The organism is Dongia sp., assembly GCF_041905885.1.
Lineage (GTDB): Bacteria > Pseudomonadota > Alphaproteobacteria > Dongiales > Dongiaceae > Dongia.
This window is the reverse complement of record NZ_JAYRKD010000016.1, coordinates 34,364-46,728: the sequence shown is the minus strand read 5'-3', so window position 1 is coordinate 46,728 and position 12,365 is coordinate 34,364. Positions and strand designations below refer to the sequence as shown.

Below are 12,365 nucleotides of genomic sequence, written 5' to 3'. Positions count from 1 at the left end.
GGCCTCAATCCCTCAGGCTGATTTCGCGGATGCCGTCGGCCAGCAGGCTGAACCCGACCACCAGCGAGGAGATCGCCAGCGCGGGGAACAACGACATATGCGGGTAGATGGTCATCATCGCATAAGTGTCTTTCACCATACCACCCCAATCAGGATCCGGCGGCGGCAGGCCGAGGCCCAGGAAGCCGAGAACGCCGATGGTGATCGTGGTGTAGCCCATGCGCAGGCAGGCATCGACGATCAGCGGGCCGCGGGCGTTGGGCAGGATCTCCGCCAGCATGATGTAGAACGGCGATTCCCCGCGCATCTTGGCCGCGGCGACATAGTCGTGCTCGCGCAGCTCGAGTGTCATGCCGCGGACGATGCGCACGATCTGCGGGGTTGCGATGAAGACCACGGCCATGATGATGTTCGCCGCCGAAGGCCCGAGGCGCATGATGACGATGATGTAGAGGATGATCGCCGGGAAGGAGAGGATGATGTCGGCGATCCGGTTGATGACCTGGTCGACCCAGCCGCGATAGTAGCCGGCCAGCAGGCCCAGCAGGCTGCCGAGGGTATAGGCGACGATGACGGCGATCGGCGCCACGACCAGCACGGTACGCGAGCCCCAGATGATCCTGGAGAGGATGTCGCGGCCCTGGTTGTCGGTGCCGAGCCAGTTGACCGCGGTCGGCGTGGGGTCGATCAGCGCATCCATGTTGCTTTCATTGGGATCGTGCGGCGCGATCCAGGGCGCCACGATCGCCACCAGCACCCAGAACAGCACCAGGAAGGCGCCGATCATGCCGACCGGCGATTCCTTCAGCAGCCGGATCCGGGCCCAGCTGCGCCGCGTGAAACCCGGTCGCGCGGGCTGAGCGGTCGCGGTCGTCATGCGAAGCGGATCCGGGGATTGAGGTACATGTAACCGAGATCGCCGAGGATCTGGGTCATCACGGTGACGAAGACGGCGAACAGCGAAGCCGCTTCCACCACGGCGATGTCCTGGGCCAGCGCCGCCTCCAGCAGCATCCGGCCGAAGCCGGGATAGGCGAACACCGCCTCGACCACGACGACGCCGGTGATCAGGTAGTTGATCTGCAGCAGGATCACGGTGAAGGGCGCGATCATCGCGTTCCTGAGCGCGTGCTTCAGGATTACCTGCCTGAAGGAGAGGCCTTTGAGGATCGCGGTGCGGATATAGGGCTTGGTCATCACCTCGACCATGGAGGCGCGCACCATGCGCACGACGTAGCCGAGGTCATAGAGCACCATCACGGCGACGGGCAGCACGAGCTGGGCGGCGATCGACCATTGCCCGCCGGATTCCAGCGGCGAGGTGCCGGGCAGCACGCCCAGCCAGATCACGAAGATGCTGGCCAGGAAGACGCCGGAGGCGAACTCCGGGACCGAGGTGGTGACGATGCTGGCAACCGATATGCTGCGGTCGAGCTTCGAGCCCTCGCGCATGCCGGCGGCGATGCCGAGCACGATCGACAGCACGACGATGATGACGAAGGCGACGGCGGCCAGCAGCAGGGTATTGCCGAGCCGGTCCCAGATGATGTTGTTGACCTCGGTCTTGTAGAGCGTCGAAGTGCCGAGATCGCCGGAAACGGTGTTGCCGAGCCACTCGAAGTAGCGTTCATGCACCGGCCGGTTGAGGCCCATCCGTTCGGTCAGCTGATCGACCTGGTCCTGGGTGGCGAAGGGCCCGAGCACCTTGCGCGCGACCTGGCCGGGCGTGAACTCGAAGGCAGCGAACACCAGGACGGAAACCGCCAGCATGGTGAAGATCAGCGAGAGGAGACGCTTGCCGAGAAACGCCAGCATTCCGGTCGAACTGCCCCTGTTTTCATGACCTTCGCCGGTTGCTCCGGCGGCTTTTGTGGGGTCACTAGAACAGGAATTTTGCCGGATTTCCAGGAGATTGCATGGAACTCCGATGAGAAATCAGGCTGCCGGCATTCCCTTCGGTCGCTCAGGGCAGCAGCGTCAGCGGCGCGCTGCGCGCCGGGGCGGCGTTGAGCGCGTCGACGACTGCCTGATAGACCGGCTTGGGCGCGAGATCGTCGTCGAACAGCTGCGCGCGCGAGCGTCGGCCGTCCTTGCGGCGCATGCCGGAATCCTCGATCCAGTTGTAGCGGTCGGAAAGGCCCCAGCTGTTGATCATCGCGACCGCGGGATGCGGCAGGACCACGGCGAGGAACTCCTGCACCGCAGCGGCGGCGCCCTGGTCGCGGGCCGGAATGTCGGCGGGCAGGCGCCGGTCGACGACATCGAGCTCGGTGATGAAGACCTTGAGGCCCAGCGCCGCCACGTCGTCGAGGAACTTGCTCAAGACTTCCGGCGTGAACTTGAGCCAGCCCGGCTCCAGATGCGACTGGATGCCGAGCGCGTGGATCGGCACCTTGGCGTCGAGCAGGCGGCGCAGCTGCCCGAGCGTTTTCTCGCGGCGATAGTCCTGGGAATCGACATCGTATTCGACCGCGTCCTGGTTGAGGCAGAGCAGCGACTTCGGGTCGGCCTCGTGCGCCGCCTTGAAGGCGATGTCGAGATAGCGCGGGCCCATGAGATCGTAGAGCGGGCCTCTGCGCAATCCGTCCTCGGCGGCCTCGTCGCCGTCGGTGATCGCCTCGTTCACCACGTCCCAGGAGATGACGCGCCCGGCATAGCGGCCGGCGACCTTGTGGATATGGTCGGTGATGAAGGCCTCGGCGTTGCCGGCATCGACCTCCTGCGCGAACCACTTGGGCATGACGCTGGACCAGAGCAGGCAATGCCCGCGGAAGGCCATGCCGCTCTTGGTGGCATAGTCCAGCAGCATGTCGGCGGCGTCGAAATCCCAGGTGTCGGGGCGTGGCCGCGTGTTCGGCATCTTCACTTCGTATTCGGTGGTCAGCATCCGGCATTCATGCTGGAACAGCGCCGAATAGGCTGCGTCGTTGCCGACCCGGAACGGCCCGTTCTCCGGAATGAGCCCGCGCGAGCAGGCGCCGAACAGGATGTTCTTCGACGCCGCGATGGCGCCGAGCCCCGGCCGCGTCGCCAGTCCCGGCGGCGGCGTGTCGGCGCCGGCGCAGCCCGGCCCGATCGCCACCGCCGCCGCGGAGGCGGCGAGGAAGCTGCGGCGTCCGATCGCATGGGGGAACCGGCTCATTTGGACTCCTTGGTCTCGTTCGATTTGAAGGCGCTCCAGCGCCGCGCCGCCGGGCGCGCCTTGGGGCGACTCAACGCCTGGTGCCTCCAGAGGACGAAGCAGCAGAACAACAGGGCGAACTCCCAATTGTCGCTGATCCGCAGCAGGCTGGATTCGACCATGTTGAGGATGGCGAAGGTGACGGCGAAGACCAGCACATTCAGCACCCAGGGTGCTCTGTCATCGTCCAATCGCCGCACCGCGCCGGCAATCAAGCGAAGCAGGATCAGCGTGCCCAGCACCGCGCCCGGAATGCCGAGCTCGACCGCGAGGTTGAGATATCCGTTATGGGCATGCGGCGCCGGCCAGCCGACGATGCCGACCAGCCGCAAATAGTCGGGATTTGCCGGAATGAAATAGGTGTTGAAGCCCCAGCCGAAGATCGGGCGGCTCGGGATCACGTGGTCCAGTACGACGATCCAGATCGGCACGCGGCCGGTCAGGGTTGCGTCCTTGCCGACCAGCGCCGTGAACTGGTCGGGCAGCATGAGCGCGGCAACCAGCACCGCGGCCGCGACCACGAACATCGCGAAGAATATCAGGCCGCGCAGCCGCCGCGCCTTCCGCAGCACGTGGACAAAGAAATAGGTGCCGAGCGTGAGCGCGATCAGCAGCGCCGAGGTGGCGGAGTGGCTCTTGTAGGCGACGAAGATGCCGAACAGGATGATCGGGCCGAACAGCCAGCGCTTGTCGCGTTCGACATACCAGCGCCAGGCGAAGACCTGCGTGTTGGCCAGCGTCGCGAAACCGAGCACGTTCTTGTGGCCGAGGATGCCCGACCAGTCGCCGCCGAGCTTCTCGCCCTCCGCCAGGTTGGCCCATTTCAGCGCCTCCCAGCTGTCCTTCATCACGCCGATGTTGGGAAGGAGTATCGCGACCGCGGCCGAAACGAAGATGGTCCAGAAATAGGCCCAGCCGGACAGCTTGATCGTGGTCGAGGGGTCGAAACGTGCGGCGGCATAAAGCGCCACCAGGAGCGGCGCATAGAACAGGATCAGCCGCCGCACGGCGAGGTTCGCATCGAGCGACCAGACGATCGAGGCGGTGGCCCAGGCCATGAAGATCCAGATCAGCTTGCTGCTGGCCAGCAGCGGTATCACCTCGCGCCGGCGCATCCAGAGCAGCAGGCCGACCCCGACCAGCACGACAAGGTAGAGCCCGGTGTTCAGCGGGTTGTGCTGGGGGCCGCCGTTGGGGTCGGTGGTCCGGCCGAGGTTGGAAAGGCCCAGGAAAACTGCAACCGAAAAGATTACAAAGCCGCCTTCGATCAACCCCGCACGGTGGGTATTCACACTTTGTGCCTGGGTAACCGGTCGCCGCTTGCGAAAGGCAAGGCCCGCGCGCGCCGGGGGTGGCGCGGACGGAGCGCTCGCTTGGTCGGTCATCGCGTCAGCTCCTGGTCATCCATAGGCGAAGAACCACGTAGATTCAAGGCGATCCAGACTATAGCGGCCGGGGGCACCGGTGTCGAAACCTGCATTCCTGCGACCGAAACGCAAGATATCGGCGTGGCTTCATGCCCGCCCAGGTCTCGCGGCAAGGGACAGCCACGATGAACCAAATGGGAATTGGACCGTTGCTCCGGCGCTGATGCCAAGCTTGAGCTCCGATGCGCGGGCTGACCCTCGGCCCCGATCAAATCTCCCCCGCCGATCAATTTGTATGGATAGGCGTGCTGCGGTGCAATATAACGAGATTCCATTGGACAAAAACCTGATCGATCTTGAATTTCTTGCGCAAGGCGGGTCTCGAAATGGCTGATCACCATTGTACAGAATTGACCGCACCGGCGATGGGCAGGCAACGACTTGGTGTGCCGCACCAACTCACTGCGCCGACGGCATCGGCGCGGCATGGCGGCGCCTTACGAGCAGCCGAGCCGGCATAGCCAAGCAATGGATTTTCCGTCGGATATCAGCCCACTCTACGTGGCGTCGGGGTTCTGTGTTGGGCTGCTGGTGGGCCTGACCGGGGTCGGCGGCGGATCGCTGATGACTCCGGTCTTGATCCTGCTCTTCGGGGTCGCGCCGGGAGCCGCGGTCGGCACCGACCTGCTTTACGCCTGCGTCACCAAGACGGGCGGCGTTCTGGTTCACGGCCTGAACCGGACAGTGGACTGGCCGGTCGTGCGTCGGTTGTGTCTCGGCAGCTTGCCTGCGTCGGTGCTAACTCTGCTCATGCTCTATTATCTCGACATGGACAGCGCTGCGGGCAACACGCTGTTCGTCGTCGCGCTCGGCGTTGCCTTGATGTTTACCGCGCTTGCCTTGGTCTTCCGCCGCCGATTCACGGCATTCTACATGGAGCGCATCGGCATATTGCCGGAGCGACTGCTGTTCCGACTGACGGTTGTCGTCGGTATCGCGCTCGGCGTGCTGGTCTCCATTTCGTCGGTCGGAGCCGGGGCGCTTGGCGCCACGGCGCTCATTCTGCTCTATCCGGAGCTTCCCGCTTCTAAGATCACCGGTTCCGACATCGCCCATGCCGTGCCGCTTACCTTGGTGGCTGGCATCGGTCATTTGATGCTCGGTACTATCGATCTCATGCTCCTGGTTGCCCTGCTACTGGGGTCGCTTCCGGGGATTGTCCTCGGCTCCGCCCTGGTGATGAAGATTCCAGAGCGAATCCTGCGCCTGACGCTCGCCGCAGTCCTCGCTCTGGTGGCGGTGCGATTGCTTGGGTCGGTGATGCCTTGAGAAATCTGATTGCTGAAAGGGATGGAAATTTGTCGAACCGGCGCACCCTGGTTTCCCACCTTCATCGCCTGGAGGCGGAGAGCATCCACATCATGCGCGAGGTGGCGGCGGAGTTCCGCAACCCCGTGATGCTATATTCGATCGGCAAGGATTCGTCGGTCATGCTGCATCTGGCGATGAAGGCCTTCTATCCGTCGAAGCCGCCGTTCCCGCTGCTCCATGTCGATACCACCTGGAAATTCCGGGAGATGATCAGCTTCCGCGACGAGACCGCGAAGCGGCTCGGGCTCGACCTGCTGGTTCATGTGAACGAGGAAGGCGTGAAGCGCGGGATCAACCCGTTCGATTCCGGTTCCTCGCTCCATACCCAGGTGATGAAGACCGAGGCCCTGAAGCAGGCGCTCGACAAATGGGGATTCGACGCGGCCTTCGGCGGCGCGCGGCGCGACGAGGAGAAGTCCCGTGCCAAGGAGCGCATCTTCTCCTTCCGCACTGCGGCGCATGCCTGGGATCCGAAGAACCAGCGGCCGGAGCTCTGGCGAGTCTACAACACGCGGATCAACAAGGGAGAGTCGATCCGGGTCTTCCCGCTCTCCAACTGGACCGAGCTCGACATCTGGCAATATATCCTGATGGAGCAGATTCCGATCGTCCCGCTCTATTTCGCCAAGCACCGGCCGGTGGTCGAGCGCGACGGCATGCTGATGATGGTCGATGACGATCGCATGAAGTTGAAGGCGGGCGAGACGGTCGAGCAGCGCCTGGTGCGCTTCCGTACCCTCGGCTGCTATCCGCTGACCGGTGCGATCGAATCCCCGGCGGCCACCTTGGAGGACATCGTGACCGAGATGTTCACCGCGACCACCTCCGAGCGCCAGGGGCGCCTGATCGACCACGACGAGAAGTCCTCCATGGAAAAGAAGAAGAAGGAGGGCTACTTCTGATGAGTGCCGTCGAACAAGATCTCAAGGCTTATCTTGCGGCCCAAGAGAAAAAGTCCTTCCTGCGCTTCCTGACCTGCGGCTCAGTCGATGACGGCAAGTCGACCCTGATCGGCAGGCTGCTCTACGACACCAAGCTGCTGTTCGAGGACCAGCTGGCGACCTTGGAAAAGGATTCCAAGAAGCACGGCACCACCGGCGACGACATCGATTTCGCTTTGCTCGTGGACGGGCTCGAGGCCGAGCGCGAGCAGGGCATCACCATCGACGTCGCCTATCGGTTCTTCGCGACCGACAAGCGGAAATTCATCGTCGCCGACACCCCGGGCCATGAGCAGTACACTCGCAACATGGCGACCGGCGCCTCCAACGCCGATCTTGCGGTCATCCTGATCGACGCGCGCAAGGGCGTCCTGACCCAGACCCGGCGGCATGCCTATATCGTCTCGCTGCTCGGCATCCGGAACGTGGTGCTGGCGGTGAACAAGATCGACCTGGTGGAATTCTCCGAGGTCGTGTTTCGGACCATCGTCGAGGAGTTCGAGAGTTTCGCCAAGGATCTCGGCTTTACCAGCGTGACGCCGATCCCGCTCTCGGCCCGTTTCGGCGACAATGTGATCGCGAAAAGCGCCAAGATGCCCTGGTTCGAGGGGCCGGCGCTGCTGGCGCATCTGGAGCAGATAGACGTCAGCAGCGCGGTCGCCGACAAGCCGTTCCGTATGCCGGTGCAATGGGTCAACCGGCCGAACCTCGATTTCCGCGGCTTCGCCGGGACGATCGTGAGCGGCCGGGTGCGTCCGGGCGACGTGGTCGCGGTCGCGAAATCCGGCCGCACCAGCAGTGTCACGCGGATCGTGACCTGGGACGGCGACGTGACCGAAGCGGTGGCGGGCGAGGCGGTGACCCTGACCCTCGCCGACGAGATCGACATCTCCCGAGGCGACGTGCTGGCGGCGAGCGCGGCGCGGCCCGAGGTCAGCGATCAGTTTGCGGCGCACCTGCTGTGGATGGCGGAAGAGGAGATGCTCCCGGGCCGGCCCTACATGCTGAAGCTCGGCCCGGCCATGGTGCCGGCGCAGATCACCGATCTCAAATACAAGACCGACGTCAACACACTGGCCCACAACGCGGGCAAGACCTTGCACCTGAACGAGGTCGGCTACGCCAATATCTCGGTCACCCAGCCGCTGGCCTTCGACGCCTATCGCGAGAGCCGCGACATGGGCGGATTCATCCTGATCGACCGCTTCAGCAACACGACGGTCGGCGCCGGCATGATCGATTTCGGCCTCCGCCGCGCGACCAACGTGCACTGGCAGGCGCTCGACGTGGCGAAGTCCGGGCGCGCGAGCCTCAAGGGCCAGAAGCCGGTCATCCTCTGGTTCACCGGTCTTTCGGGTTCGGGCAAGTCCACCATCGCCAACCTGGTGGAACGCGCCCTCTTCGCCGAAGGCAAGCACACCTACCTGCTCGACGGCGACAACGTGCGGCACGGGCTGAATCGCGATCTCGGCTTCACCGATGCCGACCGGGTCGAGAACATCCGCCGCGTCGCCGAGGCAGCCAAGCTGTTCGTCGATGCGGGAACCATCGTGCTGGTCTCCTTCATCTCGCCGTTCCGTTCCGAGCGCCGCATGGCGCGCGAGCTGGTGGAGGCGGGGGAGTTCGTCGAGATCTTCGTCGACACGCCGATCGAGATCTGCATGCAGCGCGACCCGAAGGGCCTCTACCAGAAGGCCAAGGCGGGGGCGATCAAGAACTTCACCGGCATCGACAGCCCCTATGAGGCGCCGGAGCATCCGGAGCTCACCATCAAGACCGAGGAAGCCGATCCCGCGACCCATGCCGCGGCAATCGTTTCCTACCTCAAAGGGGCCGGGTACGTATGAGCCGTCGCGCCGCGCAACAAACTCGGTCGCGGCGCGCCGGGACGCCGGATCTCGCCGGGAGGATCGCGGCCAGAACCGCCAAGGTCGGCATCATCGGTCTGGGCTATGTCGGCCTGCCTTTGGCCTGCCTCTTCGCCGAGAAGGGCTTCAAGGTCACCGGCTTCGACATCGATCCGAAGAAGATCGACGTGCTCAGTGCCGGCCGGAGCTACATCAAGCATATTCCCGCGGGCCGTATTCGGCCGCTGGTGAAGGCGAAGTACCTCGCCGCGAGCGGCGATTTCGCCGGCTTGAAGCAGATGGACGCGATTATCATCTGTGTGCCGACGCCGCTCACCAGGTTTCGGGAGCCGGATCTCCGCTTCATCGTCACGACCGGTGAGGAGGTAGTGCGCCACCTGCGCAAGGGCCAGATCGTGGTACTGGAATCCAGCACCTATCCCGGCACCACGACCGAGGTCTTGAAGCCGATCCTGGAGCGCGGCGGCTTGAAGTCGGGCCGCGACTTCCATCTCGCCTATTCCCCCGAGCGCGAGGATCCCGGCAACGAGACCTACGGCACCGCCGCCATTCCCAAGGTGATCGGCGGCGACGGCGCCAAGGCGCTGAAGCTGGCGAAGGCGCTCTATGACGGCGTCGTGGTGAAGACGGTGCCGGTCTCCTCGCCGGAGACGGCGGAAGCGATCAAGCTCACCGAGAACATCTTCCGCGCCGTCAACATCGCGATGGTGAACGAGCTCAAGGTGATCTTCGATGCCATGGGCATCGATGTCTGGGAAGTGATCGAGGCGGCGAAGACCAAGCCCTTCGGCTACATGCCCTTCTATCCCGGCCCGGGCCTCGGCGGCCATTGCATCCCGATCGACCCCTTCTATCTCACCTGGAAGGCGCGCGCGTTCGGCATCAACACCCGCTTCATCGAATTGGCCGGCGAGATCAACACGCTGATGCCGCGCTATGTCGTCGGCCGTCTTGCGGAAGCCCTGAATGCCCATGCCGGCCGCGCCTTGAAGAAGGCGAAGATCCTGATGATCGGCCTCGCCTACAAGAAGAACGTCGATGACATGCGCGAGAGTCCCTCGCTCACCCTGATCGGCATGCTGGAGGAGGCGGGCGCTGTGGTCGAGTATCATGACCCGTTTATTTCAAGGGTCAAACCGTCGCGTGAGCATGGCCATCTGACCGACCGCCGCTCGGTGCCGCTCACCGCCAAGCGCATCGCCGCCGCGGATGCCGTGCTGATCGTCACCGACCATGACAACGTCGACTACCAGCGGATCGGCAAGCATGCGCGGCTGGTGGTGGATACCCGCAACGCCATGGAAAAAAGCAAGGCGCGCGGCCGCCGGATCGTGAAGGCGTGATGCAGGGCCAAGTCTACTGGATCACCGGGCTCTCCGCTGCCGGCAAGAGCAGCGTGGCGCAACGCCTCGTGGACCGGATGGTCGCCGCGGGCCGGCGCCCGGTGCTGCTCGACGGCGATGTGCTGCGCGCGATCTTCGGCGTCTCCGGCGCCCATGACCGCGGATCGCGCCTCAATCTGGCGCTGCAATATGCGAGGCTTTGCAGCGAGCTTTCACGCCAGGGCCATACGGTGATCTGTGCGACGATCTCGCTGTTCCACCAGGTGCATGACTGGAATCGCGCCAACATTCCCGGCTATCACGAGATCTATCTGCGGGTGCCGATCGAGCAGCTGCAGGCGCGCGATCCCAAGGGCATCTACGCCCGGGCCAAGGCCGGCGAAGTCAAGGACGTCGCCGGGCTCGACTTTGCGATCGAGGAGCCGCGCGCGCCCGATCTGCTGATCGATAACCATGGCGACATCACGCCCGAGGACGCGGTCGCCCAAATCCTTCGGAAGTTTCCGATCCGCCGCTAGGCGGAGAATTTCATCTCCAGGCCGATCTTCGCGGCGGCCGGGCCGAACAGGTGACGGGCCCTCTCCCATTGCGCCGGTGAGAGACGATCCTTGCCGTAACCCGACAGGCCCTTGCCGTGGTAGCGCCAACCCTGCGCATAGGCGGGCGCCCAGGCCGGCTTGAAGAAGCGGCTGCGCTCCTGGTTCCGGATGGCGTTCTCCTCGAGAAGGGCACTCGCCTTCAACGACCAGGATTCCAGCGCCTGCTCGATCCGGCCATCCGGAAGGTTCTTTATGCCGACGAATTTGGCCAGTTCACCCAGGACCTCCGCGCCGCGGTGTCGCATGTCGTCGAATTTGACGACCATCATCTCGACGCGCGCTTCCTGGGCATAGGTGAGCCAGCTCAGAACATGGCTCGACCAAGTGCCGTAGTCGTAAGAGACGTATTCGGGATAGGTGCCGTAGTCCAGAAAGCTTTCGATCAGGGCATCGCGCGTCGCCTGCATCTCGGCTTCGGTGGCGCTGCCGAGCTTGATGCGTTGGTTGAGCAGGTAACCCGCGGAGGAAATGCCGGCATCGATCGGATCCCGGACCACATAGACGATCCGATAGGTCTTCACCTGGGTCAGCATAAAGCGGTTGGCCAGGTGATGGGTGAAGATGAAGCGCAGCGGGAAGCCCTCCGGGCAGGGCGGGATCTGCGGCCCGATCGACATCACCGGGATGTTGGTATCGAGCTCGGTGATCGACTTTGGCGCCCCGAACAGCAGGGTCGCGAGGCCAAGCTGCGCTTTCAGGTTGCCCGAGCTCGGAAAACCGCAGAGCCAGACCACGGGCCGCTGATCGGCATTCGCCACGAGAAAGTCCTTTCAAATCATCGGTGCGCAGCCGCCGCCCGCCGCCATGCCGAACTGTAGGGGCGAGGGTATTAACGTCTCGTAAACCTTAACTGGCCTAGATTGCGGCACGGAACTTGCGACGTTTTCACGTCGTAACCAGCGAGACAGAGATGGCCCAGACCGCCTTGAAACACGGTGATTTCACCGGCCTTGCCGAGAATTATTCCCGTTACCGCCCCGGCTACAGCCGGTCGGTGCGCGACGCCCTGCTGGCGATGTGCGCCGACGACGTGGCGTCGATGAAGGTGGCGGATATCGGCGCCGGTACCGGGATCTGGACCCGCCTCATGGCCGAGCGCGTGGCCCATGTGACCGCGGTCGAGCCCAACGAGGACATGCGCCGCTGCGGTATCCGGGATAGTGAAGGCCAGCGGGTCAGCTATCGCGAAGGCAGCGGCGAGGCCACAGGTCTGGCGGACCAGTCGGTCGATATGGTCTCCATGGCCTCGTCCTTCCATTGGGTCGACTTCGATCGCGGCCTCGACGAGTTCCGCCGCATCCTGAGGCCCAAGGGCCGCTTCGTCGCGCTCTGGAATCCGCGGCTCATCGAGATCAATCCTTTCCTGGTCGAGGTCGAGGACTACATCAAGTCGCTCTGCCCGCCGACCATGAAGCGCGTCTCCTCCGGCGGTTCGGGCATCACCGAGACGCTGACCGAGAAGCTCTGGGCCAGCGGCAAGTTCGACGACGTGGTCTATCTTGAGGGCCGGCACACCGCCGAGCAGACGCCGGAGCATTACATCGGCGTCTGGCGCTCGGTGAACGACATCCAGGTGCAGATGGGCCCGGAGAACTGGGCGAAGTTCCTCGGCTGGCTCGAGAAGCGCACCGCCGGCATGGACAAGATCGTCACCACCTACCGCACCCGGGCCTGGTCGGCGCGAAAGATCTGACC

The 12,365-nt window shown here is 64.2% G+C and carries 11 protein-coding genes; 6 read left to right on the top strand and 5 right to left on the bottom strand.

Translation table 11 applies throughout. The features are described from left to right. Nucleotides 1–4: 4 nt before the first annotated feature. The 4 genes from ACH2CY_RS16635 to ACH2CY_RS16620 form a co-directional block, all read right to left on the bottom strand. Complete coding sequence (locus tag ACH2CY_RS16635) at nt 5–877, bottom strand: ABC transporter permease (protein ID WP_395020432.1); 873 nt, start codon at nt 875–877, stop codon at nt 5–7. Next, nucleotides 874–1,815 (bottom strand): ABC transporter permease, encoded by a 942-nt coding sequence (locus ACH2CY_RS16630; RefSeq protein WP_395020431.1) that lies wholly within the window; start codon nt 1,813–1,815, stop codon nt 874–876. Before ACH2CY_RS16630 ends, ACH2CY_RS16635 begins: the two co-directional genes overlap by 4 nt. Nucleotides 1,816–1,963: 148 nt before the next feature. After that, the gene (locus ACH2CY_RS16625) at nt 1,964–3,142 is read right to left on the bottom strand and encodes an endo-1,4-beta-xylanase (protein WP_395020430.1); all 1,179 of its coding nucleotides are present in this window, start codon (nt 3,140–3,142) and stop codon (nt 1,964–1,966) included. Next, complete coding sequence (locus tag ACH2CY_RS16620) at nt 3,139–4,473, bottom strand: O-antigen ligase family protein (RefSeq protein ID WP_395020429.1); 1,335 nt, start codon at nt 4,471–4,473, stop codon at nt 3,139–3,141. The genes ACH2CY_RS16625 and ACH2CY_RS16620 overlap by 4 nt, the downstream gene beginning before the upstream one ends. Nucleotides 4,474–5,076: 603 nt before the next feature. Here ACH2CY_RS16620 and ACH2CY_RS16615 point away from each other — a divergent pair. Genes ACH2CY_RS16615 through ACH2CY_RS16595 form a run of 5 tightly spaced genes read left to right on the top strand, consistent with a single transcriptional unit; the run spans nt 5,077 to nt 10,589 of the window. Continuing rightward, nucleotides 5,077–5,877 (top strand): sulfite exporter TauE/SafE family protein, encoded by an 801-nt coding sequence (locus ACH2CY_RS16615; protein ID WP_395020428.1) that lies wholly within the window; start codon nt 5,077–5,079, stop codon nt 5,875–5,877. Between the two features lie 29 nt (nt 5,878–5,906). Further along, nucleotides 5,907–6,821 (top strand): sulfate adenylyltransferase subunit CysD, encoded by a 915-nt coding sequence (gene cysD, locus ACH2CY_RS16610; protein ID WP_395020427.1) that lies wholly within the window; start codon nt 5,907–5,909, stop codon nt 6,819–6,821. Beyond that, nucleotides 6,821–8,707, top strand: coding sequence for a sulfate adenylyltransferase subunit CysN (cysN, locus tag ACH2CY_RS16605; RefSeq protein WP_395020426.1), 1,887 nt, complete (start codon nt 6,821–6,823; stop codon nt 8,705–8,707). The genes cysD and cysN overlap by 1 nt, the downstream gene beginning before the upstream one ends. Then, entirely contained in the window at nt 8,704–10,071 is a 1,368-nt protein-coding gene (locus tag ACH2CY_RS16600) for a nucleotide sugar dehydrogenase (RefSeq protein WP_395020425.1), read from the top strand. Before cysN ends, ACH2CY_RS16600 begins: the two co-directional genes overlap by 4 nt. Then, on the top strand, nt 10,071–10,589 hold the full coding sequence (locus tag ACH2CY_RS16595; protein WP_395020424.1) for an adenylyl-sulfate kinase: 519 nt from the start codon (nt 10,071–10,073) through the stop codon (nt 10,587–10,589). The genes ACH2CY_RS16600 and ACH2CY_RS16595 overlap by 1 nt, the downstream gene beginning before the upstream one ends. On the opposite strand, the gene ACH2CY_RS16590 is transcribed toward ACH2CY_RS16595, so the two are convergent. Continuing rightward, entirely contained in the window at nt 10,586–11,428 is an 843-nt protein-coding gene (locus tag ACH2CY_RS16590; protein WP_395020423.1) for a sulfotransferase domain-containing protein, read from the bottom strand. The genes ACH2CY_RS16595 and ACH2CY_RS16590 overlap by 4 nt on opposite strands. A gap of 152 nt (nt 11,429–11,580) precedes the next feature. On the opposite strand from ACH2CY_RS16590, the gene ACH2CY_RS16585 reads away from it, so the two are divergent. Continuing rightward, nucleotides 11,581–12,363, top strand: a complete 783-nt coding sequence (locus ACH2CY_RS16585; protein WP_395020422.1) for a class I SAM-dependent methyltransferase — start codon at nt 11,581–11,583, stop codon at nt 12,361–12,363. The last annotated feature ends 2 nt before the right edge of the window (nt 12,364–12,365 follow it).

Excerpts from the sequence above, each read along its gene's own strand:
- ACH2CY_RS16635 (WP_395020432.1), bottom strand. The coding sequence starts at position 877 with ATGACGACCGCGACCGCTCAGCCCGCGCGACCGGGTTTCACGCGGCGC.
- ACH2CY_RS16630 (WP_395020431.1), bottom strand. The coding sequence starts at position 1,815 with ATGCTGGCGTTTCTCGGCAAGCGTCTCCTCTCGCTGATCTTCACCATG.
- ACH2CY_RS16625 (WP_395020430.1), bottom strand. The coding sequence starts at position 3,142 with ATGAGCCGGTTCCCCCATGCGATCGGACGCCGCAGCTTCCTCGCCGCC.
- ACH2CY_RS16615 (WP_395020428.1), top strand. The coding sequence starts at position 5,077 with ATGGATTTTCCGTCGGATATCAGCCCACTCTACGTGGCGTCGGGGTTC.
- cysN (WP_395020426.1), top strand. The coding sequence starts at position 6,821 with ATGAGTGCCGTCGAACAAGATCTCAAGGCTTATCTTGCGGCCCAAGAG.
- ACH2CY_RS16600 (WP_395020425.1), top strand. The coding sequence starts at position 8,704 with ATGAGCCGTCGCGCCGCGCAACAAACTCGGTCGCGGCGCGCCGGGACG.
- ACH2CY_RS16595 (WP_395020424.1), top strand. The coding sequence starts at position 10,071 with ATGCAGGGCCAAGTCTACTGGATCACCGGGCTCTCCGCTGCCGGCAAG.
- ACH2CY_RS16585 (WP_395020422.1), top strand. The coding sequence starts at position 11,581 with ATGGCCCAGACCGCCTTGAAACACGGTGATTTCACCGGCCTTGCCGAG.